Here is a 25,864-nt window from a genome sequence, read left to right on the forward strand (position 1 = left end):
CGATTTCGGTGTTCGTCCCCAACTCCCCCGAGGCAGCCATGAGCGACCGTGAGATCGACGCGCAGTTCGACGCGATCGTCGCCCGGTGGGACGACGAGGCTCCCCCGCCCCCCTGCCCGCGCACCGTCCAGGACATCACGACGGCGTATGCCGCACTCACCCGTGACGAGCCCAGCAAGCCCGACGAGCCCAGCGAGCCCAGCGAGCCCGAGGAGACGACCCGTCCCGACCCGCTCGGGGACCGCGACGGCACCGAGGACGCCGTCACGGGGGGGCGCGTGGCGGCGGCCGGACCCGTGCCGTCGGTGCCGTCGGTGCCGACGACGGCACCCGCACCGGGAGGGGGGACCGGGTCCGACATCGGACCTGCCGCTGCCGAGTCGTGGCGCCAGGGCCCGAGCATCGACGCCGAGGACGACCACTTCGAACCGGGTCCGGTGAGCCTGCCGCCGGGTGAGGACATCGGCTACTGGGGAGCGCTCCTCGGCCTCGTCGGTGGGCCGCTGCTGCTCCTCTGGGTGGCCCTCAGCTCCCCGTTCCACGCCGGCTGGTGGGTCCTCGGCGGCATCGCCCTCTTCCTCGGCGGCTTCGGCCTGCTCGTCCTGCGCCAGCCGGCTCACCGCGACCCCTTCGACGACGACGACGGCGCCCGCGTCTGACCGCCGCCCCGCTCAGGCGACGTCAGGGGATCCCGCCGAACCCGGCCCGCCGGACTCCGCGTGCTGCACCATCTCGTCGGTCACCGACTCGCTGACCTCCTCCGCCGCCGCGTCGGCCCGGTCCTGCGCCGCCGTGGGCTCGTCCAGGCGGATGTCGACCCACGTGGGCCGGTGGTCGCTGGCCGCGACGAGGTCGGCCTCGGCGATGTCCAGCGGCACGTGCGGCTCCGCCTGCAGACCGGGCGAGGCGAAGATGACGTCGAGGACCCTGCGCGGACGGGCGGCCGGATAGGTGGGGGTCAGCGGCGAGACCGGGCGCATCACTCCTGCGAAGGCCTGCCAGGCCTGCCCCGACTCGTTCTCGTTGAGGTCCCCGGCGAGCACCACCTCGCCGCCGACGTTGACGGCCGCCAGGATGACCTGCGCGTGGGCCGCGCGCTCGCGCGCGTCGAGGCTGAGGTGGACGCTGGCGACGGCGATCGGCTCCCGGCCAGGGGCGGCCACGCGGGCGAGCGCGAACCCGCGGGTCCGTTGGAGGAACGCGACGCGCAGGCGGGTGTGACGCGACTCGACGACGTCGACGCGCAGCGACGTGAAGATCGTCGTGCCACCGCTGCCGCGGTGCCGGCCCGACCAGTACATCCCGCAGTGCTTCGCGAAGTTCGCGACGCGCTGGGTCGAGAAGAGCCGTCGCGGCACCTCCTGGAGGCAGAGCACGTCCGGGTCGATCGCCCGCACGACCCGCGCCGCGGCATACGGATCCTCGAGGAAGTCGCGGGTGTTGTAGCTCGCGACCCGGATCGTCGTCAGGAGCCCGCGTCCTTGCGTGCGAGGTCGGCGGCACCGATGAGCCCGGCCTCGTTGCCGAGGCGGGCCGCGACGATCTGCGCCTCCGGCCGGTAGCCGCGCCCGGTCAGCCGTCGGCGGAAGGTCTCGCGGGCCGGCCCGAGGAGCAGCTCGCCGGCGGCCGAGACGCCGCCGCCGATGACGAAGGTGCCGGGGTCGAAGGCCGCCGCGAGGTTGGCGATGCCGATGCCCAGCCAGTGCCCGATCTCGGCGAGGAGCTCGATCGAGGTCGGGTCGCCCTCCCGTGCCGCCTCGGTGACGATCGGTCCGGTGAGGTCGTCGGCGCGACCGCCGACCCGGGCGGCGAGGTCGGAGGCCACCGGGGAGTTGGCGAGGATCATCGCGCGGGCCTCGCGCACGAGCGCGTTGCCGGAGGCGTACTGCTCCCAGCACCCCCGGTTGCCGCACTCGCACCGCTGGCCCTCTGGCACGACCTGCATGTGGCCGAACTCGCCGGCGATGCCGTAGCGGCCGCGGATCACCTCGCCGTGCATGACGATCGCGCCCCCGATGCCGGTGCCGAGGTTGACCATGACGACGTGCGACTCGCCCTGGGCCGCCCCGAAGCGCCACTCGGCCCAGCTCGCCGCGTTGGCGTCGTTGTCGACCATGATCGGGACGTCGATCCGCTTGCGCAGCGCGTCGCGCAGCGGCTCGTCGCGCCACGACAGGTGCGGGGCGAAGACGACCGTGGCACGGTCGGCCGCGACGAAGCCGGCCGCACCGATGCCCACCGCCTCCACCGACGGCTCCTGTGACATCAGCTCGTGGACGACGTCGACGATGGTGTCCTCGACGACCTGGGGCCGCTTCGAGCGGTGCGGTGTGTCGCGACGTGCCCGGGCGCGGATCTCACCATTCTCGTCGACCACGCCGCCGGCGACCTTGGTCCCGCCGATGTCGATCCCGATGGCCAGGCTCACGACAGCTCCTCCTCGTCGACGACGGGTATGGGTTCGGTGCGCGTCGTCCGGTCGGCGGGCTCGCCTCGTCCGTGAGCGCCCTCCTCCGTGTGCCGGGTGGCCAGGTCGGCGAGCACCGTCGCCGCCGCACCGGCCAGGTCGGCGAGCCGGCTCAGGGTCTCCGGGCTCACGCTGCGCAGCACGCCGACCGAGCGGCACACGGGGCACCAGGTGCACGTCTCCCCATCACCCATGGCGACGTGGGCGTGCTCGAGGTCCTCCTCCTCGTCGGTCGGATCCTTCATGGACGATGCGGAGGTGCGGCCGAGCGCCTCGAGCAGCCGGGTCGCCTCCTCAGCCACCGAACCCACGGCGGCATCGAGTCGCGCGTCAGCGTCCACGGGGCCACACCTCCTCGTCGCGCACGAACCTCACCCGGAGCTCTCCGGCGCGCACCCCTGCATTCTTGACGATGCAGCGTCGGAGCACCGACGGGAGGGCGATGACGCGCCGCACACCCCCGACGTCGACGACGAGGTCGTCACCGCGGCGGGCCAGGTCCACGTCACCGGACCGGGCCAGCGGGAGCGGCAGCAGCAGGACGAACTCCTCGCCGTCGGGCTCGACCCGCAGCCCGCCACCTCGCACCGGTGCGTCCAGCGGTGGCAGCTCGCCGTCGAGGGCATCGGTCCGGCCGGCGAGGTCGGCGAGCGCGTCGGGTCCGGTCGGCTCGCCCGCGAGGTACGGCGCGACGAGCACAGGCGTCCCGTGGAAGGACTCGACGATCGTGGCGAGGCCGGCGCTCTGCGCCGCGTTCCACGCGGAGCGCCACGGGTCGTCGTCGACCGGGATGACCCGGTTGACGACGACGGCGTCGACGGCATACCCGTGCAGTGACAGGGACGTGAGGATCCGGCGTGCCTCGGCGATGACGACGTTCTCCGGCGTGAGGACGATCCGCACGCTCGCCCGCTCGGAGGTGAGCAGCGAGCGGACGTCGGCCATGTGCGCGCGCCAGGTCGTCAGCACGTCGAGCACCGCGTTGCCCGGCATGGGCAGCCCCGCGGCTGCGGCCGCGGCCGGGCGCATCGCCGTGAGGAGGCGGCGCTGCGTGGGCAGGAGCCGGTCGAGGTGCCAGCCGAGCAGCTCGGGCAGGGCGAGCAGGCGCAGCGTCTCGGCCGTCGGCGCGCAGTCGACGACGACGACGTCCCACGCCCCGCTCGTCGCATGGTGACCGAGCGTGAGCAGGGCACTGATCTCGTCGGCCCCAGGCAGCGCCGTCAGCTCCTCGGCGACCACCGGGTCGACCCCGAAGGAGCCCAGCACCGTGAGGAGGTAGTCGCGCATCGTCGCCCAGTCGGCGGCCACGCTCGTGCGCGACCCGACGGCCTGGGCGTGCAGGCGCCGCTCGACCTCGACCGTCTGCTCCCAGCTCGGCGAGGTGCGCAGGTCGATCTCCAGGGCGTCCCCCAGGCTGTGGGCGACGTCTGTCGACATGACGAGCGTGCGCCGGCCGGCCCGCGCCGACTCGACCGCGAGCGCCGCGGCCGTCGTCGTCTTGCCGACGCCGCCCTTGCCGGTGACGAGGACGATGCGCGGGGGCGGGCTCACAGCAGGCGGGGCGAAGGACGTCGTCGTGGGCTCAGGCGACGGACTCGACGCGCTTCTTGAGCTCCTTGAGCGCCGTGTCGACGATGAGCTTCTCGGCCTTGCGCTTGAGCATGCCGATCATGGGGACGCGGACGTCGACGGCCAGGGCGTAGTCGACCGTCGTCCCCGTCTCGTCCTGGCTGAGCGTGTAGGCGCCGTCGAGGGCCTTGAGCACCCCGGCCCGCACGAGCTTCCAGGAGACCGAGCCGGAGCCGTCCTCGGCGACCCGGTCCCAGTCGTACTCGAGCACGTAGGTGTCCTTGATCGCACCGGCGTCGAGGACGTACTCGACCTGGTCGGCCCAGCCGTCGCCGTCCTCGCTGAGGACGGTCGCCGTCTTCACCTGCTCGGCCCACTCGGGGTAGGACTCGAAGTCGGCGATGACGTCGAGCACCGCGCCGGCGTCGGCGGCGATGTGGATGGAGGAGGACGTGCGATCGGTCATGGGCGCAGGCTACCCAACCTGGGCTACCCCTAGGATCGCAGTGGTGGATGGCGCATCCACCGTCCGCCGCTGGCGACCTGGACCGACGAGGGCGTCGGGACCAGCCGAAGGAGACCACATTGCTCGAGAAGTCCACCCCCACGCTCGTCCCCACCACGACCGAGGGCAGCCTCGCCGACCTCCCCGCGAAGCATCGCCGCGAGACCCCGTCACGCGCCCTGTTCTCCGTGCGCGACGGCGACGGCTGGAAGGACCTCACCGCCCAGGAGTTCGGAGACCAGGTCGACGCGCTGGCCAAGGGCTTCCTCGCGGCGGGCGTCACCCCGGGCAGCGCCGTCGGCATCATGTGCCGCACCCGCTACGAGTGGACCCTCGCCGACTTCGCCCTGTGGACCGCCGGGGCCGTGCCCGTCCCGATCTACGAGACCTCCTCGCCCGAGCAGGTCGAGTGGATCCTCAAGGACTCCTCCGCGGTGGGCGTCGTCGTCGAGAGCGACAAGCACCGGCGGTCCGTCGACAGCATCTCGGGAAACCTCACCGCCCTCGCCCACACCTGGGTCATCGACACCGGTGACCTCGACACCCTCGCTGCATCTGGAGCGGCCTCCGACGACGCGGCGCTGGAGGCGGCGCGGGCCGAGGTCGACCGGCAGTCGGTCGCGACGATCATCTACACCTCCGGGACCACCGGCCGGCCCAAGGGCGTCGAGCTGACCCACGGCAACTTCCTCGACCTCGCCGAGAACACCACGGCCAGGCTCTCGGAGGTCGTCTCGGCCGACGGTGCCTCGACCCTGCTGTTCCTCCCCCTCGCCCACGTCTTCGCCCGGTTCATCGAGGTGCTCTGCCTGGCCTCGGGCGCGAAGATGGCGCACTCCGCCGACATCAAGACGCTCCTCGACGACTTCGCGAGCTACCAGCCCACCTTCATCCTCGCCGTGCCGCGGGTGTTCGAGAAGGTCTACAACTCCGCCGAGGCCAAGGCCGTCGCGGGTGGCAAGGGCAACATCTTCGCCAAGGCCGCCGAGACCGCGATCGCGTGGTCCGAGGCCACGGAGAAGGGCTCGGTCGGCTTCGGCCTCCGGGCCAGGCACGCGGTCTTCGACAAGCTCGTCTACGGCAAGCTCCGCGACGCCATGGGTGGCAAGGTCCAGTACGCCGTCTCCGGCGGCGCGCCGCTCGGCACCCGACTCGGCCACTTCTTCCGCGGCATCGGCGTGACGATCCTCGAGGGCTACGGCCTCACCGAGACCACCGCCCCCATCTGCGTCAACCTGCCCGGCGCCCTCAAGATCGGCACCGTGGGCCCGCCGCTGCCCGGCACGACGATCCGCATCGCCGAGGACGGCGAGATCCTCGCCAAGGGCGTCAACGTCTTCGGGACCTACCGCAACAACGCCGACGCGACCACCGAGGCCATCCGTGACGGATGGTTCCACACGGGTGACATCGGCGAGCTCGACGAGGACGGCTACCTGCGGATCACCGGTCGCAAGAAGGAGATCCTCGTGACGGCCGGCGGCAAGAACGTCGCCCCCGCCGTGCTCGAGGACCGCCTGCGGTCCCACCCGCTGGTCTCCCAGTGCATCGTCGTCGGGGACCAGAAGCCCTTCATCTCCGCCCTCCTCACGCTCGACGAGGAGATGCTGCCGATGTGGGCGGCCAACCACGGCCTCGAGGGCATCACGCCGGCCAAGGCGCGCACCGACGAGACGGTGCTGGCCGAGCTGCAGAAGGCCGTCGACGACGCGAACTCCGCCGTGTCCAAGGCGGAGTCGATCCGCAAGTTCACCGTCCTCGAGAACGACTTCACCGAGGAGTCGGGCCACCTCACGCCGTCGCTCAAGCTCAAGCGCAACATCGTCATGCGCGACTACGCGGACGAGGTCGATGCGCTCTACGGCGGCTGACCCCACCCCCTCCCCCGACGAACCCCGTCAGACCCCGTATGCCGCGTACGCGCTCGCGGTGGGCTGGCTCGCCTACCTCGGCGTGCTCCAGTGGAGCGTCGTCCGGTTCCGCGTGCCGATCGTGCTCACCCTCACGGTGTGCGCGGTCGGGCTCGGGCTGTGGCTGGCGCGGCGCACCCGGGTCGACTCGGCCCCGCGGTGGCTCGTCCCGGTCGTGCTCGTCGCCTCGGTCGGGATCACGTGGGCCGTCCCGCTGTTCAGCTACCTGCGTGACGGGGCGCTGACCGCATCGCTGGCGACGCTGGGGGTCGTCGGCGTGGGGGCCGCCGGGCTGCTGGCGCGGCCGACAGCGGTTCGGGCGCGGACGGCATACGGGCTGGCGGTCCTCGGCCACGTCATCACCGCGACCATCACGACGCTCGGCGACCCCGCCCCGAAGATCGACGTGTGGGTCACGCTGCAGCAGGCGAGCGACGCGCTGGCCCGCGGCGAGAACTTCTACGACATGACGTGGACCGACTCCCCCGGCATCCAGGACGCGTTCACCTACCTGCCGTGGACCACGGTGCTGCTCGCGCCGGGCCGCTGGCTCGGCGGCGACGTGCGGTGGGCGCTGGCCTTCTGGTCGGTCGTGCTCTTCGCCGGCATCTGGGCCCTGGCCAGGCCGACCGCCGGAGACGCACCGCGCACCCCCTGTACGACCGCCCTGCGCGCCGCGCTGCCCGTCACGGCGCTCGTCGTCGCCCCGGGCACCCTGACCCAGATCGACCAGTCGTGGACGGAGCCGCTGCTGGCTGCGGGGATCGTCTGGTGGGCGGTGCTCGTGCGGCGCGGGCACGCCTGGTGGGCCGTGGCCCCGCTGGCGCTGGCGTGCGCGAGCAAGCAGCACCTCGCGCTGCTCCTGCCGCTGCTCCTGCTCTGGAAGCCGTTCGGCCCGCAGAGGGCGATCGCGACCGGGGCGCTCACCGGAGTCCTCATCGCCCCGTGGTTCCTCGCCTCGCCTGCCGACTTCGTCCACGACACGGTCACCCTGCTGCTGGGCTTCCACCCGATCCGGTTCGCGAACACGTGGTACCTGTACTTCCTCAACGAGCACGGGGTGACGCTGCCGTTCTGGGTCACCGGCGTGGTCGTGCTCGGGGCGCTCGGGGTCGCAGGGTGGCTGGTCCACCGTCGCCAGCCCGGCACGGACGAGCTGCTGCGGTGGTTCGCGTTCGTCCTGCTCGCCGCCAACCTCGTCAACAAGCAGGCGTTCTACAACCAGTACTGGCTGAGCGCCGCCCTCGTCGCCGTGTCCCTGGCCGTGCCGGCGCGCACGGAGCCGCAGGTCACTTCGGGCCGGCGAGCAGAGCCAGCTCGGAGAGCCAGCGCCGCGTGAACTCGGCGCGAGTCGTGCCGAGCACCTCGGCGAAGGCACGGTCCGTCGCCGCCTCGGCCTGCGCCGGGGAGCCGTCGACCACCGACGCCTCGTAGAACCGCTGCAGCGTCGCCGCACCGTGGCGGCGGGCGACGAGGTCGACCGCGAGCCACGAGGCGAGGTAGGTGGGAGCGATCTCGCCCTGGGCCGGGTCGAAGTCGGCCAGCGTGGGCAGGCGGGTCGGCCCCCTTCCCGCGTCCACCTCGGCGAGCAGCGCGGCCGCGAGCTCGGTCGTGCGGCGCCCGGAGCCCGAGTAGCCGACGTGGTCGGCGTACCCCTCGGTCAGCCAGAGCGGGGCGGCACCGGCCAGCGAGGACCGCACGGCGACGTGCGTGCCCTCATGGGTGAGCACGAACTGCCGGCCGGTGGTGGTCAGGGTCGCGAAGGCGTCCGGGTTGAGGACGATGCGGTCGGCGCTAGCCAGGCCGGTCGTGGGGTCGAGGGGTCCCTCGGTGACGGCTGCGACCTGGCTGAGGTCGTCCGGTCGGCCGACCAGCTCGCGGAAGGCACTCGTGTCGGCGGGGGCCACGACCGTGAGGCGTCTGGACCAGGGGCGCGTCCAGTGCCGTTCGACCTGCGCGACTGCCCGGTCCGCCATCGTGGCGTATGCCGTGAGCGTCGCCTCGTCGACGGTGCCGCTGACGGTGCTGAACCGGCCGATGACGGTGCGGGCGCCCGGTAGCGGCGCCGGCGCGAGGTCGGTCCCGGGCGTGCGGGGGGCGAGGGTGGGCCGGGGAGTGGGCGCCGGCTCCGGGGTGGCCGGGAGCTCCGTGGCAGCGCTGCGGCCGCTGGGGGTCGTGGTCGTCGGCTCCGGTGGACCGTCGCTGCAGCCGCTCGCGCCCAGGGTGGCAGCACCGACCAGGGCGGCCACCGTGACGCGGGCGCGCAGGGCGCTCCACGGCATACGGCATCGGCGGGCGGGCACGCGACCATGGTGTCAGGCGGGGCTCACCCGACCGCACGGCCGATGTCGAACGGCACCCGCTCGGAGCGAACGGTCGCCGCCGCCTCCGCCGAGAGAAGTCCCGCACGCACGCACGCCGTCACGGCAGCGCGTTCGTCCGCGTCGAGCGGGAGCTCGGTGCCGAGCCCCATCGCCGCAGGGTCCACCATCGCGGTCACCATGCAGTCCCCGCAGTGGAGCTCGCGCACCGGGCAGCGCGAGCAGAGGATGGTCAGGCTGTCACGGGTCAGGTCGGACGTCATGTCGTCACCCCTTTCATCGGGCACCGCCTACGCTAGGAGCGGGCACCGACAGCCCTTCTCTCTCCCGGCCCGGCCCGGCCTCCGCGGGTCTGTCGGCGCCCGCACCTAGCCTCCCTCCCATGCGGATGGTCCAGGGCACCCTCGACGACCTGGGCACCCCCCTGTCCGACGTGACGTTCGTCGTCGTCGACCTCGAGACGACCGGCGGCAGCCCGAGCGAGTGCGGCATCACCGAGATCGGTGCGGTCAAGGTCCGCGGGGGTGAGGTGCTCGGCGAGTTCCAGACCTTCGTCAACCCCGGCGAGCCGATCCCCGCCTTCATCACGGTGCTCACCGGCATCACCGACGCGATGGTCCGCGACGCCCCGCGCGTCGAGCCCGCGCTCGTCGCCTTCCTCGAGTTCGCCGCCGGGTCGGTGCTCGTCGCCCACAACGCCGGCTTCGACATCTCCTTCCTCAAGGCGGCCTGCGCGAGGGCTGACCGTGACTGGCCCCGCTTCCCCGTCGTCGACACCGTGCACCTGGCCCGCCAGCTCGTGTCCCGTGACGAGGTGCCCAACCACCGGCTCGGCTCGCTCGCGCGGCTCTTCGGGGCCACGACCGTGCCCGACCACCGCGCCCTGCACGACGCCCGCGCCACGGTCGACGTGCTGCACGGCCTCATCGCGCGCGTCGGCTCGCTCGGGGTGCACTCGCTCGAGGAGCTCAAGGGCTACTCCTCCCGGGTGCCGAGCGCCACGCGGCGCAAGCGCCACCTCGCCGACCACCTGCCCGAGGCCCCGGGGGTCTACCTCTTCAAGGACGGGCAGGGGCGCGTCCTCTACGTCGGGACGTCGGTGTCGATCCGCACCCGGGTGCGCAGCTACTTCACCGCCTCCGAGCAGCGCCGGCGGATGGCCGAGATGGTCCGCATCGCCGAGTCGGTCACCCCCATCGTCTGCGCCACGCCGCTCGAGGCCGAGGTGCGCGAGCTCCGGCTCATCAAGGAGCACAAGCCGCGCTACAACCGCAGGTCCCGCCACCCGGAGCGCGCCTGGTGGGTCAAGCTCACCGTCGAGCCGTTCCCGCGCCTGTCCATCGTGCGCGACGTCGCCGCCGACGGCGCCCGCTACATCGGACCCTTCGCCTCTCGAGGCTCGGCCGACGACGCGGTCGCCGGGGTCCACGAGATCGTGCCGCTGCGCCAGTGCCTCGAGCGCCTGTCGGTCACCCGGATGCGCTCGGCGTGCGCCCTTGCCGACATGGGCCGGTGCGGCGCCCCCTGCAACGGCAGCCAGAGCGTCGACGAGTACGCCGAGGTCGTCGCCGAGGCGGTCGAGCTGCTCACCGGCGACGCGCGGTCCGCGGTCTCGACCTGGCGGCACCGGATGGACCACCTGGCCGAGCAGCAGCGCTTCGAGGACGCGGGCGTCGTGCGCGACCGGATGATCAGCCTCGTCCGGGGGGCCTCGCGGGCGCAGCGCCTCGACCCGCTGGCCCGCACCGCCGAGCTCGTCGCCGCACGGCGCAGCGAGACCGGGGGCTGGGAGGTCATGTGCATCCGCTACGGCCGGCTCGCGGGAAGCACGTCGTCGCCCCGCGGCGCGGACCCGATGCCCTACGTCGAGGCGCTGCGGGCGAGCGCCGAGGTGGTGCCCGCACCCCTGCCCCCGTCCACCGCCGCCACGCCCGAGGAGAGCGAGAAGGTCCTGCGATGGCTGGACGCTCCCGGGGTGAGGATCGTCGACATCGTCGGTACGTGGACCTGCCCCGTGGGTGGGGCCACCGGCGTGCGGCAGGAGCTCGAGCCGGTGGAGGCGTCGAAGTGGAGCACCCCCGGGTTCCGCTCGGCCTAGTCTCGGGGCCCGACGGCATCGACCCGCGGCGACAGGAGTGTGCGCAGGAGAGGGAGGACCAGCGCGCCGAGCTCATGGCCTGCCACGACAACGTCTGGGCGCCGGACCGAGCCGACTACGCTGCGAGGCGTGATCACTGCCATCGTCCTCATCACCGCCGACGTCGACCGGATCCCCGAGGTGGCCCAGGAGGTCGCCGAGCTCGACGGCGTCAGCGAGGTCTACTCGGTCGCCGGTGACGCCGACCTCATCGCCATGGTGCGGGTGCGTCAGCACGACGAGCTCGCCAGCGTCATCGCCGACCGGCTCAACAAGGTCGTCGGCGTGACGGGCACGGCGACGCACATCGCCTTCCAGGCCTACTCCAGGCACGACCTCGAGGCCGCCTTCAGCCTCGGCCTCGAGTAACCGCCTCCCCCGCGTCATCCCAGCTTTCGCTCCTCATGGGCGGAATGTGGGCGTCCGGAGGGAACCGAAGCCTCCGGACCCCGCAGGTTCCCGCATGCGGAGCAAAAGCTGGGACCGAGGGTCAGGCGGACACGACCGCGCGGCTGGCCGTGACCCACCGGTCCAGCTGGGCGGCGGCCTCCCCGGAGTCGATCACCTGTGCCGCCCTGGACACGCCGCTCCGGATGGCCTCGTGGACCTCGGTCGCGGAGCTGCCCGTGGACCCGGCAGCAACCGCGAGGGCCGTCCCGACGTTGAGGAGGACCGCGTCACGGGCCGGGCCCCGGTCACCGGCGAAGACGCGACGGGCGACCTCCGCGTTGTCCTCGGCCAGGCCCCCCTTGATGCTGTCGATGCTCGACACGTCGAGGCCGACATCGGCGGGGTGCACCGAGAGCTCGCTGACCGCGCCGTCACGGACCCACAGCACCGTGGTCGGGCCCGCGATCGACATCTCGTCGAGACCCTCGTCACCGCGGAAGACCGCGGCCGACGAGCCACGGTCCGCGAACACACCGGCGATGACAGGGAGGAAACGGGCGTCCGCGACGCCGACCGCGGCATACGTCGGCTGTGCCGGGTTGGTCAACGGGCCGAGCAGGTTGAACGCGGTGGCCACCCCGAGCTCGGCGCGGGCCGGTCCGGCGAAGCGCATCGACGGGTGGAAGGTCTGCGCGAAGCAGAAGGTGATGCCGGCGTCGAGGGCCACCTGCCGGACCTGCTCAGGGGTGAGGGTGAGGTTGACCCCGAGGGACTCGAGGACGTCCGCCGAGCCCGACTTCGACGAGGCGGCGCGGTTACCGTGCTTGACGACCCGCAGGCCGGTGGCCGCGATCACCACGGACGACATCGTCGAGATGTTGACCGTGCCGAAGCGGTCACCCCCCGTGCCGACGATGTCGATCGTCTCGCCCGGCACCTCGATCCGGCGCGCGTGCTCGAGCATGACGTCGGCGAGCCCCCGCACCTCGGCGACCGACTCGATCTTGGACCGCAGGGCCATGAGGAAGCCGGCCACCTGGGCGACGCTCGCCTCGCCGCTCATGATCCGGTCCATCGCCCACCGTGACTCCTCGAGCGAGAGGTCCTCGCGGGCGAGGAGGCGGGTCAGCAGGTCGGGCCACGTGGGGCCCGAGGCCGCCGTGGCCGACACGTCAGAGCGCCGCGGCGCGCGTGCGCGCGAGACCCGCGATCGCCTCGGCGACCTTGATCGGGTCGAGAGGATGCGGGACCGCGTCGTCCGCCAGCGACCACGCGGCGAGCCAGCCGTCCTGGGGGCGACCGGTGAGGACGAGGACCGGGGGGCACTGGTAGATCTCGTTCTTGAGCTCGCGGCACAGTCCCAGGCCACCGTTCTTGGCCGCCTCGCCGTCGAGGACGACGACGTCCCAGCCGCCGGCGTCGAGCGCCTCGGTCACGGCGAACGCAGTCGCGCACTCGAGCCAGCGGGTGATCTCGACGTCGCGTGCGGGGCGACGCCCGGCCGCGGCGCGGACGGCGTCGCGAGTGGTGATGTCGTCGCTGTAGAGCAGGACCGAAACCCGGTGGACTCCGTCGGCCGAGCGGGTCCCGGGTCCGGTCTGCGCAGGGGCAGCCGCGTGCGGTGAGGTCATGCCGTCATCCTAGTCACGGGAGGTTTGCCCCGACGGACCCACCGAGTCGGGGGTCGGTGCAGCGCTCCACAGGGATAACGGCCATAATGACCGGGTGGCGATAGAAGCAGCGACTCGAGTCTCCGGTCCGGTCCCCAGCATCCCGGACTACGGTCCCGCGACGCGGCCCAACATGGTGGCCGTGGGCACCATGGTGTGGCTCGCCAGCGAGCTCATGTTCTTCGCCGCCCTCTTCGCCTTCTACTTCTCCCTGCGGGGCAACCTGCCGGGCCAGTGGGCGGAGCGCACGGAGCAGCTCAACGTGCCGTTCGCGGCCGCCAACACCCTCGTCCTCGTCATCTCGTCGGTCTGGTGCCAGCTGGGCGTCTGGAAGGCCGAGCGCGGCCAGGTCGCCCGCACCGGCGGCCTGCTCGACGTCAAGGGCTGGGGCATGCGTGAGTGGTACGTCCTCACCTACGTCTTCGGCTCGATCTTCATCGCCGGCCAGGTCTACGAGTACGCGCACCTCGTGCACGAGGGCATCACGCTCAGCACCGACTCGTACTCGTCGATCTTCTACCTCGCCACCGGCTTCCACGGCATGCACGTGACCGGCGGTCTCATCGCCTTCCTGCTCATCATCGGGCGCACGTTCACCACCCGCCGGTACTCGCACCTTCAGGAGACCGGCGCCATCGTCACCTCCTACTACTGGCACTTCGTCGACGTCGTCTGGATCGCGCTCTTCGCGATGATCTACCTCCTGCAGTGAGGCTGTCGGACGTGAGCCTCAGAATCGGACCATCCCCCTTCGAGACCCCCGACAGGACCGCACCGTGAACGCACTGGCCGCCCGCCGCCGGCACCCGGCAGCGATCGCCCTTCTGCTCATGCTCGGCCTCCTCGTGACCGGGTTCGCCTACGCAGCCGTGGCGCCCCAGCCGGCCCAGGCCGAGGCGAGCAGCACCGAGGACGTCGCCGCCGGCAAGAAGCTCTTCGTCGCCAACTGCGCCTCGTGCCACGGCGTCAACGCCGAGGGCCGCGCCACCGGGGTCGATGACCAGATCGCCGGACCCCCGCTCGCCGGCGTGGGTGCCGCGGCGGTGGACTTCCAGGTGGGCACCGGTCGTATGCCGATGCGCCAGCCCGCGGTCCAGGCCCCCCAGGGCACGGTGCAGTTCGACCAGGAGCAGATCGACCAGATGGGCGCCTACATCGCCTCCCTGGCTCCTGGTCCGGCCGTCCCCTCCGAGGAGGACGTCGACCCCGCCGATGGTGACCCTGCCAAGGGCGGCGAGATCTTCCGGGTGAACTGCGCCATGTGCCACAACTTCGCCGGCTCCGGTGGGGCGTTGACGCGCGGCAAGTACGCACCGTCCCTCGACGGCGTCTCCCCCAAGCACATCTACGAGGCGATGCAGACCGGTCCCCAGCAGATGCCGGTCTTCAACGACGCCAACATCGCCCCCGAGGAGAAGCGGGACATCATCGCCTTCCTCAAGGTGATCGACGACGCTCCCCAGCAGGGTGGACACGCCCTCGGCTCCCTCGGCCCGGTGACTGAGGGCTGGTTCGCCTGGTTCTTCGGACTGGGCATCCTCATCGCCATCTCCGTGTGGCTCGGCCAGAAGTCCGCCTGAGCCATGCAGCCCACCGCCTCCCACGCTCCGTCGACAGGATCGAACCTCCGATGAACGAGAAGGACAGCCACCCCACCGAGGGCGAGGTCACCCCGCAGGGTGAGTTCGGCTCCACCGCCGTTCGGCTCGACCAGGGTCACGTCGTCGGCGACGGCGGCATCCCGGCACGCTTCGAGAACCCGGGCTTTCCTCCGCACGCCCACCGCACGGCCGACCTCAGCGAGGTCGGCGCCAAGACGGCCGAGCGCGTCGTCGGCGGACTCTTCATCCTCTCCATCCTGGGCACGCTCGGGTTCATCGTCGCGTACTTCGCCGTGGACTCCGAGGCGACGATGTTCATCCCGGGCATCGGTCAGACCAACGCCCTGCACGCCCTGCTCGGCGTCACGATGGCGCTGTCCCTCCTCGGCATCGGCTTCGGCGCGGTCCACTGGGCCAAGACCCTCATGCCCGACCAGGAGGAGGTCGAGGACCGGCACCCGATGCGCTCGGCCGACGAGGCGCGCACCGACTTCGTGCAGATCCTCGGCGACGGCGCCGAGACCGCGCACCTCACCCGCCGCCCCCTCATCAAGTACGCCCTCGGCGGGGCCCTCGGCCTGTTCGCGGTCCCGGTCGTCCTCCCGGTTCTCGGCGGCCTCGGCCCGCTCCCGGGAGACGACCTCTCCGTGAGCTTCTGGAACGGCCACAAGGAGGAGGACGGCAGCTACCCCAACGCGCCGCTCCGCCTGATGCGGGACCCCCAGAACACCCCGATCAAGGCCAGCGAGGTAACCATCGGCTCGGTCTTCCACGTCATGCCCGAAGGACTGCTGGACCTCGAGGAGCACGTGCTCGAGGAGAAGGCCAAGGCGGCTGTGCTCGTCATGCGCCTCGACCCGGACGACATCAAGTCCCAGAAGGAGAAGGACTGGGGCCACCAGGGCATCGTCGCCTACTCCAAGATCTGCACGCACGTGGGATGCCCGGTCGGGCTCTACGAGCAGCAGACCCACCACCTGCTGTGCCCGTGCCACCAGTCGACGTTCGACGTGACACAGGACTGCAAGGTCATCTTCGGCCCGGCCAAGCGACCTCTGCCCCAACTGGAGATCACGGTCGACGACGAGGGCTACCTCATCTCCAAGGGCCCCTTCAAAGAGGCCGTTGGTCCGAGCTTCTGGGAGCGTGGTTCAGCATGAGCACCGACACCGTCCCCGCCGGGCGCCCGGCAGACCGTCTGCGCGACGGCGACACCAGGCCCCGGCACGAGGGTCCCAGTGCGGGCGCGCGCAAGGTCGGCGGAGTCGCCGGCTGGATCGACGACCGCACCGGCTCGGCCAAGGGCATCAACTACCTGCTGCGCAAGGTCTTCCCCGACCACTGGTCGTTCATGCTCGGCGAGATCGCGATGTACTCGCTGATCATCTGCTTGCTCTCCGGTGCCCTGCTGACTCTCTGGTTCGTGCCCAGCGCCACCCAGGTCGTCTACGACGGCTCCTACGTCCCGCTGCGCGGCGTGACCATGTCCGACGCCTACGCCTCGACGCTGAACATCTCGTTCGACGTCAAGGGCGGGCTCCTCGTGCGCCAGATCCACCACTGGGCCGCCCTGATGTTCGTCGTCGGCCTCACCGTGCACATGTTCCGCGTGTTCTTCACCGGCGCGTTCCGCAAGCCGCGTGAGCTCAACTGGGTCATCGGCACGGTCCTCGCCCTGCTCGCGGCCATCGAGGGCTTCGCGGGCTACTCCCTCCCGGACGACCTGCTCTCGGGCACCGGTCTTCGCGCCATGGAGGGCTTCGTCCAGACGGCCCCGGTCATCGGCTCCTACCTCGCCTACGGCATCTTCGGTGGCCCGTTCCCCGGCGAGGCGATCATCCCGCGCCTCTACAGCGCGCACGTGCTGCTCCTGCCCGCGATCATCGTCGGCCTCTTCACCGCGCACATCGTGCTCGTGGCGGTCAACAAGCACACCCAGTTCCCCGGCCCTGGCCGGACCAACGACAACGTCGTGGGCTACCGCGTCATGCCGGTGTATGCCGCCAAGGCCGGTGGGTTCTTCTTCATCGTCTTCGGGATCATCGCCCTCATCTCGGCGCTGTTCACGATCAACCCGATCTGGGCCTACGGCCCCTACGACCCGTCGCCGGTCACCGCCGGCTCCCAGCCCGACTGGTACATGGGCGCCTACGACGGTGCGCTGCGGCTGCTGCCGGGCTGGCTCGAGTTCGAGATCCTCGGCTTCACGCTGTCGCTGAACATTGCGCTCGGGGCCCTGGTGCTGCTGCCACTGGTCTACATCGTGCTCGGCGCCTACCCCTTCGTGGAGCGCTGGGTCACGGGTGACACCGGCGAGCACCACCTGCTCGACCGACCGCGCAACAACCCGACCCGGACCGGCATCGGCATGGCCGGCATCGTCGCGTACTCGGTGTTCATGTTCGCTGCCGGCAACGACATCATGGCGATCAAGCTCGGCATGTCGATCAACGACATCACCCGGGCGTTCCAGATCGCTCTCTTCGTCGGGCCACCGCTCGCCTTCTGGGTGACCAAGCGAATCTGCCTCAGCCTGCAGCGCCGTGACCGTGACCTCGCCCTGCACGCTCGCGAGTCGGGACGCATCATCCGTGGCGCGGACGGCTCCTTCCACGAGCGGCACGACGCGCTCACCGACCAGGAGCGCTGGATCCTCGTGCAGCACGAGCCGGTGGCCCCGCTCCAGCTCACCGGTGGCGTGGACGAGAACGGTGTCGAGCGTCCGCTCAAGCTCAAGGACCGCCTGCGGGTCAAGATGTCGCACTTCTACTTCAAGGACGCGGTCAACCCCGTGACCCCGGCGGAGCTGGCGGCGGCCCACCACGACGGGCAGCAGGCGGAGGCCATCGAGGCACCCTTGGACTACGAGCACATCGACGGTCGCCAGGACCACGGCCCCGACGACGGTGGTCACGGTGCCGACGTCCCCTCGGAGTCCCGTGGAGTCGGCAGCGCCAGTCGGATGAAGGAATGAGCTGACGAGCCTCCCGGCTCACCCGCTCCCCCAGCGGCCTCGAGGACCCTCGTCCTCGGGGCCGCTGTTCTGTGTGGACAGGGTTCGAGGTCGGCGGATCACTGTCGTCCGGGAGTTCCCCCAGGCAAGCACGCCCAGCTCGCCCGCACACCGTCCCGCCCCCTGCGGGAAGGACCTGAGCGGACGTGACAGGGTGGGGCCGGTGCAGCCGATTGATCCCGCCGCGTTCGAGGCCATCGTCGAGGAGTCGCTCGACGAGGTCCCCGAGGAGCTCATGGCGATGCTCGACAACGTCGTCTTCCTCGTCGAGGACGAACCCCCCACGGACGACCCGGACCTGCTCGGTGTCTACGACGGGGTTCCGCTGACCGAGCGGGACGCCGGCTGGGGGTTGGGAAACCTGCCGGACCGCATCACGCTGTTCCGGGGACCGCTCACGCGGATGTGTGAGGACGTCGAGGAGCTCCGTGAGGAGATCGCCGTGACGGTCGTGCACGAGATCGCCCACCACTTCGGCATCGACGACGACACCCTGCACGAGCTCGGCTGGGGCTGAGCTCCGACCCGGCCGGAACGAGCCTCAGCGGTTCGAGCTCAACCCCGCGCAGAGCCGCGGCGGCACACGTGCTCCGTCAGCCAAGCAGCCCGCTCAGAGGGCGTGCGAGCGCGCTCAGAGGGCGTGCGGGCCCTTCCAGTACTCGTAGACCCACCCGACCAGCGCGGGGACGGTGAGGACCGCGCCGAGGGCGACGATCCACCAGCCGATGGCCAGACCGAGGAAGATGAGGGCGCTGGACGCGGCCAGCCACAGCGGCCACCAGCTGTGCGGGCTGAAGAAGCCGTAGTCACCGGCGATGTCGCTGATGTCGCCCAGCGGGTCGTCCTCCGGGGGGACACCCTCGAGCTTGCGCCGGGTGATGGCCAGGTAGCCGGCGATCATGAAGCCCAGGAGCGCCCCGAGCGTCAGCCCGGTGACGCCGACCGGCTCGGTCCAGTCGCTCCAGAACCCGTACAGCAGCGCCATGGCGGTGGCGAAGACGCCGAGGAGAATACCGATCCGTTCCATCGCCAGCATCGGTCAGGACTCCTTGTCAGTTGCGGACATCGAGTCGCCACCCAGATCGGCTGCGCCGAGGGCCTTGACGAGCCCGGACGACTCGTAGCCGGCCGGTGCCGCGTCAGGGTGGTTGAGGTCGAACGCCGGGCGCTCCGAGCGGATGCGCGGGATCGAGTTGAAGTTGTGGCGTGGCGGCGGGCAGGACGTGGCCCACTCCAGCGAAGCACCGTAGCCCCACGGGTCGTCGGTCTCGACCAGCGGCGCGTAGCGCCACGTCTTCCACACGTTGTAGAAGAACGGGATCATCGAGGCGCCCAGGATGAAGGCACCGACCGTCGAGACCTGGTTGGCGAACGTGAAGCCGTCCTCCGGGAGGTAGTCGGCGTAACGACGCGGCATACCCCAGATGCCCAGGAGGTGCTGGATGAGGAAGGTCGTGTGGAAGCCGATGAAGAGCATCCAGAAGTGGATCTTCCCCAGCGGCTCGTCCAGCATCCGCCCGGTGAGCTTGGGCCACCAGAAGTAGAAGCCACCGAACATCGCGAACACGACCGTGCCGAAGACGACGTAGTGGAAGTGCGCCACGACGAAGTAGCTGTCGGTGAGGTGGAAGTCCAGCGCCGGGCTGGCGAGGATGACACCGGTGAGGCCACCGAAGAGGAAGGTCACGAGGAAGCCGATCGCCCACAGCATCGGGGTCTCGAAGGTGAGCTTGCCGCCCCACATCGTGCCGATCCAGTTGAAGAACTTCACCCCCGTCGGCACGGCGATGAGCATCGTCATGATCGCGAAGAAGGGCAGCAGCACCTGACCGGTGCCGTACATGTGGTGGGCCCAGACCGAGACGGACAACGCCGCGATGGCGATGGTCGCGTAGACGAGCGTCTTGTAGCCGAAGATCGGCTTGCGCGAGAACACCGGGAGGATCTCCGAGATGATCCCGAAGAACGGCAGGGCGATGACGTAGACCTCTGGGTGCCCGAAGAACCAGAAGATGTGTTGCCAGAGCATCACACCGCCCGCCTCCGGGTCGAAGATGTGCGCGCCGAACCGGCGGTCGGCGCCGAGCGCGAAGAGTGCCGCGGCGAGGGCCGGGAAGATGAGGAGCACGAGGATCGAGGTGATGAGCACGGTCCACGTGAAGATCGGCATCCGGAACATCGTCATGCCGGGCGCGCGCATGGTGAGGATCGTCGTGATGAAGTTGACCGCACCGAGGATCGTCCCGAAGCCACCGAGGGCGAGGCCGAAGACCCAGAGGTTGCCGCCCATGCCGGGGCTGTAGGCGGTGTCCGACAGCGGCGTGTAGGCGAACCAGCCGAAGGACGCCGCGCCGCCGGGCGTGAGGAAGCCGCCGGCCGCGATGAGCCCCCCGAAGAGGTAGAGCCAGTACGCGAACATGTTGAGGCGGGGGAACGACACGTCGGGCGCGCCGATCTGGAGCGGCATGAGCGCGTTGGCGAACGCCGCGAACAGCGGCGTCGCGAACAGCAGCAGCATGATCGTGCCGTGCATCGTGAACATCTGGTTGTACTGGTCCGGGTTGTCCACGATCTGCATGCCGGGCTGCATGAGCTCGGCGCGGATGACCAGGGCCATGAGCCCGGCCAGCAGGAACCAGACGAAGGAGGTGATGAAGTAGAGGTTGCCGATGACCTTGTGGTCGGTGGTCGTCATCCACTTCACGACGGTGGCGCCGGGCGCAATCCGCGCCCGTGAGACGGACTGACGCTCTCGAAGCATCGTCCGGGTGTCGGTTGCAGCACTCATCGGTTCCTCAGTTCCTCGGGGAGCTTCGCCATCTCCTCCGGAGTGAATCCCTCGCGGTTGAGGTCGGTCCCGAGCAGCCCGGTCTGACCCCGCGACCTCAGGTCCTCCAGGTGCGCGTCGAACTCGGCGCGAGGCACGACCTTGACGTTGAACAGCATGTTGGCGTGGTAGGCGCCACAGAGCTCGGCGCACTTGCCCTTGAAGGTGCCCTCCTCGGTGGGGACCACCTGGAACTTGTTGACCCGGCCGGGGATGACGTCGAGCTTCTGCAGGAACTGGGGCACCCAGAACGAGTGGATGACGTCGCGGGCGGTCAGAACGAACTCGACGCGCTCGTTGACCGGTAGGTACATCGTGGGGATGGTCTCCTCGGCGCCGGGCTCCCCCGTGAGGATGGCCTGCGTGCCGACCTCGTGGACGTCGCCCTCGAGGTAGTTGAAGTCCCAGGCCCACTGCTTTCCGACGACGTTGATGGTCACGGCGGGGTCCTGCTCGGTGTCGAGCAGCGCGCTCTGCTCACGGGCGGTGTAGAAGAAGAAGACGGCGACCATGAAGATCGGGACGATCGTGTAGAGGATCTCGAGCGGCACGTTGTAGCGCAGCTGCACCGGCAGCTCGTTGTCGTCGCGACGCCGGCGATAGGCCACCACGCACCAGGCGGTCAGCCCCCAGACGAGCGCTCCGACCGCGAGGCAGGCGATCCACGCACCGACCCACAGGTCGCGCACGCGCTCGGAGTTCTCGGTGATGCCGTTGGGCAGGTATCCGTCCTTGAACTCCCCCAGCTCACAGCCGCTGAGCGCCAGCAACGCCGCCACCGACACCACGGCCCACGTGGCCAGTCGCCGACCGCGCGTGCGGGGGTTGATGTGGTCGTGCTGAGGCACCGGAGCACCCTCCTGCGTCGTGGGCTGGAACAGCACAAACACTAGTGCATGCAGGCCCGGCGGCCGGGGACGGGTCGGGTTACGGTCGGCACGTGCTCGACGCCACCCGCAGTCCCCTGCACCCGTCCGCCCGGGCCACCCTGCTGGCCGCTCTGGACGCCGGATGGGCCGACCCCCGACGCCTCCACCGTGACGGCCGGCGGGCCCGCCTGCTCCTCGACCAGGCACGCGAGAGCGTCGCCGCGTCGATGGGTGCCCGACCGGGCGAGGTGTCCTTCCACCCGAGCGGCGCCCACGCCCTGCGGCTGGGCGTGGCCGGCCTGCGCCACGCCCGTCGCCGCGTGGGCACCCGGGTCCTCACGACGGCGGTGGACCAGGCGGTCCTGCTGCACGAGGCGCACGACGCGGACCCGGGCTGCGTGCCGATCGCCGTCGACCGGTGGGGGCGCGTCGAGCCGGCCCGCGTGTCGAGCGCGCTGCACGGCCCACCCGTGGCGGCGGTCGCCATCCAGCAGGCCAACGGCGAGGTGGGCACCACCCAGCCCGTCGACGAGATCTTCGCCGTATGCCGCGCTGCTTCCGTCCCGCTGCTCGTCGATGCCACCGCGGCCCTCGGCCGGGTGGCGCCGCCGAGCGGCTGGGACGTCCTCGTCGGCGATGCGGCCACCGTCGCCGGCCCCCCTATCGGGGTCCTGGCCGTGCGCACCGGGACCCGCTTCGACGTGCCCGGTCCACGCTGGGAGCCCGAGCACGGGCGCGAGCCCGCCGACCCGTGGGTCCCCCTGGCGCTCGCCGCCGCAGAGGCATGGCGACAGGTGGACCATACCCGGGCCGCGGAGGAGGCCTCGGCGCGTGCCCTCGTCGACCGCATCCGCACCGCCGCGGCGGCCGTCGCCGACGTCGAGGTGGTGGGCGACCCCGTCGACCGGCTCCCCCACGTCGTGACGTTCAGCGCGCTCTACGTCGACGGGGAGAGCCTCGTGGACGCCCTCGACCGCCGGGGCGTCGTCGTGGCCTCGGGGTCGGCGTGCACGTCCAGCCGGCTCGAGCCGAGCCACGTCCTCGCGGCCATGGGCGCGCTCACGCACGGCAACGTCCGCGTCACCCTCCCGCTGGAGGCGGTCAGCCCGGACCGGGCACGGGACGTCGACGCCCTCTGCAGCGCGCTGCCGGACGTCGTCGCCGAGCTCAGGGGGCGCCTCGGGGTGGACGGGCTGTGACCGCCCACATCGATCTCGACGCCCGCGGCCTCAGGTGCCCCCTGCCGGTCATCCAGCTGGCCCGCCTCGCCCGGGACCGGCCCCCGGGCACCACGCTCGTGGCTCTCGCCGACGACCCAGCCGCCGAGGCGGACATCCCCGCCTGGGCCCGCATGCGCGGGCACACCGTGACGCTCGAGCGTCGAGATGCGCACACGGCATACGTCGTCGTTCTCGGCTGAGCGTCAGCCGAACCGGATCGGCGGCGCGTCGAGCGCCGTCCCGAGGGCCTCGAGGTAGCGCTCCCGGGTCCACTCGGCCACGCCCAGGCCGCGCAGGTGCTCGGTGGCCCACTGCACGTCGATGAGGCGGCGGAGGTCGCCGTCGGCCCGCACGAGGTCGACGAGGGCGGCCAGCGCGACCTTGGACGCGTCCCGCTCGGCGTGGAACATCGACTCTCCGGCGAAGAGGCCGCCGATCGCGATGCCGTAGAGACCCCCGACGAGGCGGTCCTCGCGCCACGTCTCGATGCTGTGCGCCCAGCCCAGCCGGTGCAGCGCGGCATACGCCTCGACGATCTCGTCGGTGATCCAGCGGCCCTCGCGCTCCGGGTCCGCGCACCGGTGGACGACGTCGACGAAGGCCGTGTCGACGCGGATCTCGAAGCGGGCGCGGGCCTTCCTGAGCGAGCGGCGCTCGCGGAACGTCCGGGGCTCGAGCACGCCGCGGGGCTGTGGCGACCACCAGCCGAGCGGGCGGCCTCCGTCCGGGCCCAGACCCATGGGGAACAGCCCGGAGCGGTAGGCGGCGAGCACCGTGCCGGGTTCGAGGTCGGCACCGGCGCCGACGAGGTCGTCGTCCGGGGTGGGTCGCAGGCGGCCGAGCTCCCACTCGCTCGCAGGCGGCTCGACCGGCGGGAAGGGGACGGTCACGGTGGTGCGGTCAGTGCCCCGAGCAGGTGATGTGCGGCTCGACGTCGGCAGCCGAGTCGTCGCCGTAGGCGCGGGCGAGGCGGTCGAGGAAGGCGCGCTTGTCGAGCGTGTACTCCTGCGTGCCGACGGTCTCGAGGACGTAGGTCGCGAGCAGGGAGCCGATCTCCGCGCAGCGGCGGTGCTCCAGCCCGGCCGACAGGCCGGTGAGGAAGCCCGCGCGGAAGGCGTCACCGACCCCCGTGGGGTCTGCGCGACGGGCCTCGAGCGCGATGGGGACCTCGATCGGCTCCTCGCCGCGGGTCTTGATGACCGCCCCGTCCTTGCCCTTGGTGATGACGCGGGTCGTCACCTGGGCGTCGATGTCGGCCTCGCTCCAGCCGGTCTTCTGCTCGGTGAGGTGCGCCTCGTACTCGTTGGTGAAGAGGTAGTCGGCGCCCTCGATGAGCCGGCGGATGAACGGCCCGTCGGCGAAGGCCAGCTGCTGCGAGGGGTCGGCGACGAAGGTGATGCCACGCGTGCGGCACTCCTCGGTGTGGCGCAGCATGGCCTCGGGGTCGTTGGCGCCGATGAGCACCATGTCGAGCCCGCCCTCGGCGATGGGACCGATCTCGATGAGCCGGGCCTCGCTCATGGCGCCCGCGTAGAAGGTCGCCATCTGCGCCATGTCGTCGTCCGTCGTGCAGACGAAGCGGGCCGTGTGCTTCGTCGACGAGACGAGGACGTGGTCGCAGTCGACACCGTGCCGGGTGAGCCAGCTGCGGTAGTCGGCGAAGTCCTCACCCGCTGCGCCGACGAGCAGCGGTCGCTGCCCGAGGGCGGCCATGCCGAAGCAGATGTTGCCCGCGACTCCCCCGCGCCGGATCTCGAGGGTGTCGGCGAGGAACGAGACCGAGATCTTGTCCAGCTGCTCGACGACGAGCGAGTCCGCGAAGCGGCCGCGGAAGGTCATGAGGTGGTCGGTCGCGATGGACCCGGTGACTGCGATGCGCACGGCCTGAACCTACCTCGCCCACGAGGGGTGGACATACGCAGGTACTTGACAATGCCCAGTACTCGGCGAAGAGGGGCCCATGCCGGCCCATGACGCACAGATGCTCAAGGGAGTCCTCGGGCTCCTCCTGCTGAGCATGCTGTCGACCGGCGACCAGTACGGCTACGGGATCGTCACCCAGCTCCGCCGGGCCGGCTTCGAGGACCTGGCCGAGGGAACCGTCTACCCCGGTCTGACCCGGCTCGAGGCCGCCGGGTTCCTCGAGTCCTACCTCCTGCGCAGCGACTCCGGTCCCGCGCGGAAGTACTACCGGCTCACCGACACCGGCCGCGCCGAGCTCACCCACCGCCAGACGGCGTGGGGCGACCTCGTGCGGTCCGTCGCGACGGCCACTGCCGCAGTCCACGCCGCTCGTCCGACAGGGGAACCCGCATGACCGTCCAGGACCGCCTCCGCATCGAGAACGCCCTGCTGCGCTACGACTTCTGGCTCGAGATGCGGGGGGTGCGCGGGTCACGCAGGCGTGAGCTGCGCCGCGAGCTGCGCGCCAACCTCGTCGAGGCGAGCGCCGACGTGGGCACGACCCGGGCCCTGTTCGGCATCGGCTCGCCCAAGGAGCTCGCGCATGCCGCGAACGACGGCGACCCGACCCGGCCGCGCTGGTCGCAGGGGGCGGTGTGGGCCTCAGGGGTCTTCACGCTGGTGCTCTTCTCGCTGATGTTCACCGCCACCGCGTTCACGGCCGGGGTGGAGGCCAGCGGGGTCACCGGGGAGACCGTCCGCGGCTTCGTCTTCCCGTGGTTCGGCATCGACTTCGCGGCCCGGGTCGAGCCGGACGGGCGTGGGTTCGCCGTCGGCGCAGGCGGCTCGTTCGTGCCCGTCGTGGGGCTACCGCTCCTGACCTTCGTCGTGGTATCGAAGGCCTGGCGAGTCCTGAGCCGAGGGGACCGGTCGGCCGTGGCGTCCATGGAACGCGCCTGACGGCATACATCCCCCCCCGACACGGGAAGGGCCTCCCCACCGTGATGGTGGGCAGGCCCTTCTCGTGCGGCGCGGGGGCCGCGGCTCAGCCGAAGCTGTCGCCGCAGGCGCAGGAGCTGCCGGCGTTGGGGTTGTCGATGGTGAAGCCCTGCTTCTCGATGGTGTCGGAGAAGTCGATCGTCGCGCCCTCGAGGTAGGGGCCGCTCATGCGGTCGACGACGACCTCGACACCGTCGAAGTCGCGGACGAGGTCGCCGTCGAGGCTGCGCTCGTCGAAGTAGAGCTGGTAGATGAGGCCGGAGCAGCCACCGGGCTGGACTCCCACGCGCAGGCGAAGGTCGTCACGACCCTCCTGCTCGAGCAGGGAGCGGACCTTGCCGGCGGCGAGGTCGGTGAGGAGGACGCCGTGCGCCGGTGCCTCGGTGGTGGTCTCGGGGGCCTGCGTGTCGAGCTCGCTCATGGGGTGACTCCTGTGCTGCGTCGGGGCTCGGGTGGTCGGTGGT

Annotated in this window: 29 protein-coding genes; 14 read left to right on the plus strand and 15 right to left on the minus strand. The window is 71.3% G+C overall.

Translation table 11 applies throughout. The features are described from left to right. Positions 1-38: 38 nt before the first annotated feature. Positions 39-659, plus strand: coding sequence for a hypothetical protein (locus ACOJV9_RS08745; RefSeq protein WP_420184814.1), 621 nt, complete (start codon positions 39-41; stop codon positions 657-659). Between the two features lie 12 nt (positions 660-671). Here the strand turns inward: ACOJV9_RS08745 and ACOJV9_RS08750 are convergent, their stop codons facing one another. Genes ACOJV9_RS08750 through ACOJV9_RS08770 form a run of 5 tightly spaced genes read right to left on the minus strand, consistent with a single transcriptional unit; the run spans position 672 to position 4,502 of the window. Further along, the gene (locus ACOJV9_RS08750; protein ID WP_420184974.1) at positions 672-1,469 is read right to left on the minus strand and encodes an endonuclease/exonuclease/phosphatase family protein; all 798 of its coding nucleotides are present in this window, start codon (positions 1,467-1,469) and stop codon (positions 672-674) included. Continuing rightward, positions 1,466-2,428: an ROK family glucokinase gene (locus tag ACOJV9_RS08755; protein WP_420184815.1), complete on the minus strand. Its 963-nt coding sequence runs from the start codon at positions 2,426-2,428 to the stop codon at positions 1,466-1,468. The genes ACOJV9_RS08750 and ACOJV9_RS08755 overlap by 4 nt, the downstream gene beginning before the upstream one ends. Continuing rightward, positions 2,425-2,808 carry a hypothetical protein gene (locus tag ACOJV9_RS08760; protein WP_420184816.1) on the minus strand — a complete coding sequence of 128 codons (384 nt, stop codon included), beginning with the start codon at positions 2,806-2,808 and terminating at the stop codon, positions 2,425-2,427. Before ACOJV9_RS08760 ends, ACOJV9_RS08755 begins: the two co-directional genes overlap by 4 nt. Beyond that, positions 2,798-4,018 (minus strand): ArsA family ATPase, encoded by a 1,221-nt coding sequence (locus tag ACOJV9_RS08765; RefSeq protein ID WP_420184817.1) that lies wholly within the window; start codon positions 4,016-4,018, stop codon positions 2,798-2,800. Before ACOJV9_RS08765 ends, ACOJV9_RS08760 begins: the two co-directional genes overlap by 11 nt. A gap of 31 nt (positions 4,019-4,049) precedes the next feature. Beyond that, the gene (locus tag ACOJV9_RS08770; protein WP_420184818.1) at positions 4,050-4,502 is read right to left on the minus strand and encodes an SRPBCC family protein; all 453 of its coding nucleotides are present in this window, start codon (positions 4,500-4,502) and stop codon (positions 4,050-4,052) included. A gap of 119 nt (positions 4,503-4,621) precedes the next feature. Here ACOJV9_RS08770 and ACOJV9_RS08775 point away from each other — a divergent pair, with 119 nt between their 5' ends. After that, a complete protein-coding gene (locus ACOJV9_RS08775) occupies positions 4,622-6,412 on the plus strand; it encodes an AMP-dependent synthetase/ligase (RefSeq protein WP_420184819.1) in 1,791 nt (596 codons plus the stop codon). Further along, on the plus strand, positions 6,393-7,790 hold the full coding sequence (locus ACOJV9_RS08780; RefSeq protein WP_420184820.1) for a hypothetical protein: 1,398 nt from the start codon (positions 6,393-6,395) through the stop codon (positions 7,788-7,790). Before ACOJV9_RS08775 ends, ACOJV9_RS08780 begins: the two co-directional genes overlap by 20 nt. Here ACOJV9_RS08780 and ACOJV9_RS08785 read toward each other — a convergent pair. Together ACOJV9_RS08785 and ACOJV9_RS08790 are read right to left on the minus strand one after the other, a co-directional pair. Next, a complete protein-coding gene (locus tag ACOJV9_RS08785; RefSeq protein WP_420184821.1) occupies positions 7,741-8,754 on the minus strand; it encodes a hypothetical protein in 1,014 nt (337 codons plus the stop codon). The genes ACOJV9_RS08780 and ACOJV9_RS08785 overlap by 50 nt on opposite strands. 23 nt (positions 8,755-8,777) lie before the next feature. Further along, the gene (locus ACOJV9_RS08790; protein ID WP_420184822.1) at positions 8,778-9,035 is read right to left on the minus strand and encodes a hypothetical protein; all 258 of its coding nucleotides are present in this window, start codon (positions 9,033-9,035) and stop codon (positions 8,778-8,780) included. Positions 9,036-9,154: 119 nt separating this feature from the next. Here ACOJV9_RS08790 and ACOJV9_RS08795 point away from each other — a divergent pair, with 119 nt between their 5' ends. Both ACOJV9_RS08795 and ACOJV9_RS08800 read left to right on the plus strand, forming a co-directional pair. Next, a complete protein-coding gene (locus ACOJV9_RS08795) occupies positions 9,155-10,870 on the plus strand; it encodes a DEDD exonuclease domain-containing protein (RefSeq protein ID WP_420184823.1) in 1,716 nt (571 codons plus the stop codon). A 129-nt stretch (positions 10,871-10,999) separates the two neighbouring features. Further along, positions 11,000-11,278: an Lrp/AsnC family transcriptional regulator gene (locus tag ACOJV9_RS08800; protein WP_420184824.1), complete on the plus strand. Its 279-nt coding sequence runs from the start codon at positions 11,000-11,002 to the stop codon at positions 11,276-11,278. Between the two features lie 121 nt (positions 11,279-11,399). Here the strand turns inward: ACOJV9_RS08800 and trpD are convergent, their stop codons facing one another. Both trpD and ACOJV9_RS08810 read right to left on the minus strand, forming a co-directional pair. Beyond that, the gene (gene trpD, locus ACOJV9_RS08805; protein ID WP_420184825.1) at positions 11,400-12,470 is read right to left on the minus strand and encodes an anthranilate phosphoribosyltransferase; all 1,071 of its coding nucleotides are present in this window, start codon (positions 12,468-12,470) and stop codon (positions 11,400-11,402) included. 1 nt (position 12,471) lies between these two features. Beyond that, positions 12,472-12,930 (minus strand): response regulator transcription factor, encoded by a 459-nt coding sequence (locus ACOJV9_RS08810; RefSeq protein ID WP_420184826.1) that lies wholly within the window; start codon positions 12,928-12,930, stop codon positions 12,472-12,474. Between the two features lie 100 nt (positions 12,931-13,030). Here ACOJV9_RS08810 and ctaE point away from each other — a divergent pair, with 100 nt between their 5' ends. The 5 genes from ctaE (at position 13,031) to ACOJV9_RS08835 (ending at position 18,100) form a co-directional block, all read left to right on the plus strand. Then, positions 13,031-13,681, plus strand: a complete 651-nt coding sequence (gene ctaE, locus ACOJV9_RS08815) for an aa3-type cytochrome oxidase subunit III (RefSeq protein WP_474544484.1) — start codon at positions 13,031-13,033, stop codon at positions 13,679-13,681. Positions 13,682-13,745: 64 nt separating this feature from the next. After that, positions 13,746-14,549, plus strand: coding sequence for a cytochrome bc1 complex diheme cytochrome c subunit (qcrC, locus tag ACOJV9_RS08820; protein WP_420184827.1), 804 nt, complete (start codon positions 13,746-13,748; stop codon positions 14,547-14,549). A gap of 50 nt (positions 14,550-14,599) precedes the next feature. Further along, complete coding sequence (qcrA, locus tag ACOJV9_RS08825) at positions 14,600-15,730, plus strand: cytochrome bc1 complex Rieske iron-sulfur subunit (RefSeq protein ID WP_420184828.1); 1,131 nt, start codon at positions 14,600-14,602, stop codon at positions 15,728-15,730. Next, positions 15,727-17,544, plus strand: coding sequence for a cytochrome bc1 complex cytochrome b subunit (qcrB, locus tag ACOJV9_RS08830; protein ID WP_420184829.1), 1,818 nt, complete (start codon positions 15,727-15,729; stop codon positions 17,542-17,544). The genes qcrA and qcrB overlap by 4 nt, the downstream gene beginning before the upstream one ends. A 202-nt stretch (positions 17,545-17,746) precedes the next feature. Beyond that, positions 17,747-18,100, plus strand: coding sequence for a metallopeptidase family protein (locus ACOJV9_RS08835; RefSeq protein WP_420184830.1), 354 nt, complete (start codon positions 17,747-17,749; stop codon positions 18,098-18,100). A gap of 114 nt (positions 18,101-18,214) precedes the next feature. Here ACOJV9_RS08835 and ACOJV9_RS08840 read toward each other — a convergent pair whose 3' ends face one another. Genes ACOJV9_RS08840 through ctaC form a run of 3 tightly spaced genes read right to left on the minus strand, consistent with a single transcriptional unit; the run spans position 18,215 to position 21,258 of the window. Further along, positions 18,215-18,619 carry a cytochrome c oxidase subunit 4 gene (locus ACOJV9_RS08840; RefSeq protein ID WP_420184831.1) on the minus strand — a complete coding sequence of 135 codons (405 nt, stop codon included), beginning with the start codon at positions 18,617-18,619 and terminating at the stop codon, positions 18,215-18,217. Between the two features lie 3 nt (positions 18,620-18,622). Further along, the gene (ctaD, locus tag ACOJV9_RS08845; RefSeq protein ID WP_420184976.1) at positions 18,623-20,344 is read right to left on the minus strand and encodes an aa3-type cytochrome oxidase subunit I; all 1,722 of its coding nucleotides are present in this window, start codon (positions 20,342-20,344) and stop codon (positions 18,623-18,625) included. Between the two features lie 23 nt (positions 20,345-20,367). Next, a complete protein-coding gene (ctaC, locus tag ACOJV9_RS08850; RefSeq protein ID WP_420184832.1) occupies positions 20,368-21,258 on the minus strand; it encodes an aa3-type cytochrome oxidase subunit II in 891 nt (296 codons plus the stop codon). Positions 21,259-21,350: 92 nt separating this feature from the next. On the opposite strand from ctaC, the gene ACOJV9_RS08855 reads away from it, so the two are divergent. Further along, a complete protein-coding gene (locus ACOJV9_RS08855; RefSeq protein ID WP_420184833.1) occupies positions 21,351-22,478 on the plus strand; it encodes a cysteine desulfurase family protein in 1,128 nt (375 codons plus the stop codon). Next, the gene (locus tag ACOJV9_RS08860; RefSeq protein WP_420184834.1) at positions 22,475-22,699 is read left to right on the plus strand and encodes a sulfurtransferase TusA family protein; all 225 of its coding nucleotides are present in this window, start codon (positions 22,475-22,477) and stop codon (positions 22,697-22,699) included. Before ACOJV9_RS08855 ends, ACOJV9_RS08860 begins: the two co-directional genes overlap by 4 nt. Before the next feature lie 3 nt (positions 22,700-22,702). On the opposite strand, the gene aat is transcribed toward ACOJV9_RS08860, so the two are convergent. Then, a complete protein-coding gene (gene aat / locus ACOJV9_RS08865; protein WP_420184835.1) occupies positions 22,703-23,389 on the minus strand; it encodes a leucyl/phenylalanyl-tRNA--protein transferase in 687 nt (228 codons plus the stop codon). A gap of 10 nt (positions 23,390-23,399) precedes the next feature. After that, complete coding sequence (locus ACOJV9_RS08870; protein WP_420184836.1) at positions 23,400-24,380, minus strand: carbohydrate kinase family protein; 981 nt, start codon at positions 24,378-24,380, stop codon at positions 23,400-23,402. Positions 24,381-24,459: 79 nt separating this feature from the next. Between ACOJV9_RS08870 and ACOJV9_RS08875 the strand changes: the two genes are divergently transcribed. Both ACOJV9_RS08875 and ACOJV9_RS08880 read left to right on the plus strand, forming a co-directional pair. Next, the gene (locus tag ACOJV9_RS08875; RefSeq protein ID WP_420184837.1) at positions 24,460-24,816 is read left to right on the plus strand and encodes a PadR family transcriptional regulator; all 357 of its coding nucleotides are present in this window, start codon (positions 24,460-24,462) and stop codon (positions 24,814-24,816) included. Further along, positions 24,813-25,361 (plus strand): hypothetical protein, encoded by a 549-nt coding sequence (locus ACOJV9_RS08880; protein WP_420184838.1) that lies wholly within the window; start codon positions 24,813-24,815, stop codon positions 25,359-25,361. Before ACOJV9_RS08875 ends, ACOJV9_RS08880 begins: the two co-directional genes overlap by 4 nt. 85 nt (positions 25,362-25,446) lie before the next feature. On the opposite strand, the gene ACOJV9_RS08885 is transcribed toward ACOJV9_RS08880, so the two are convergent. Further along, positions 25,447-25,821 (minus strand): HesB/IscA family protein, encoded by a 375-nt coding sequence (locus ACOJV9_RS08885; protein ID WP_035937310.1) that lies wholly within the window; start codon positions 25,819-25,821, stop codon positions 25,447-25,449. Positions 25,822-25,864 lie beyond the last annotated feature (43 nt).

It is taken from the genome of Knoellia terrae (assembly GCF_048606435.1).
In the GTDB taxonomy this organism is placed as follows: domain Bacteria; phylum Actinomycetota; class Actinomycetes; order Actinomycetales; family Dermatophilaceae; genus Knoellia; species Knoellia terrae.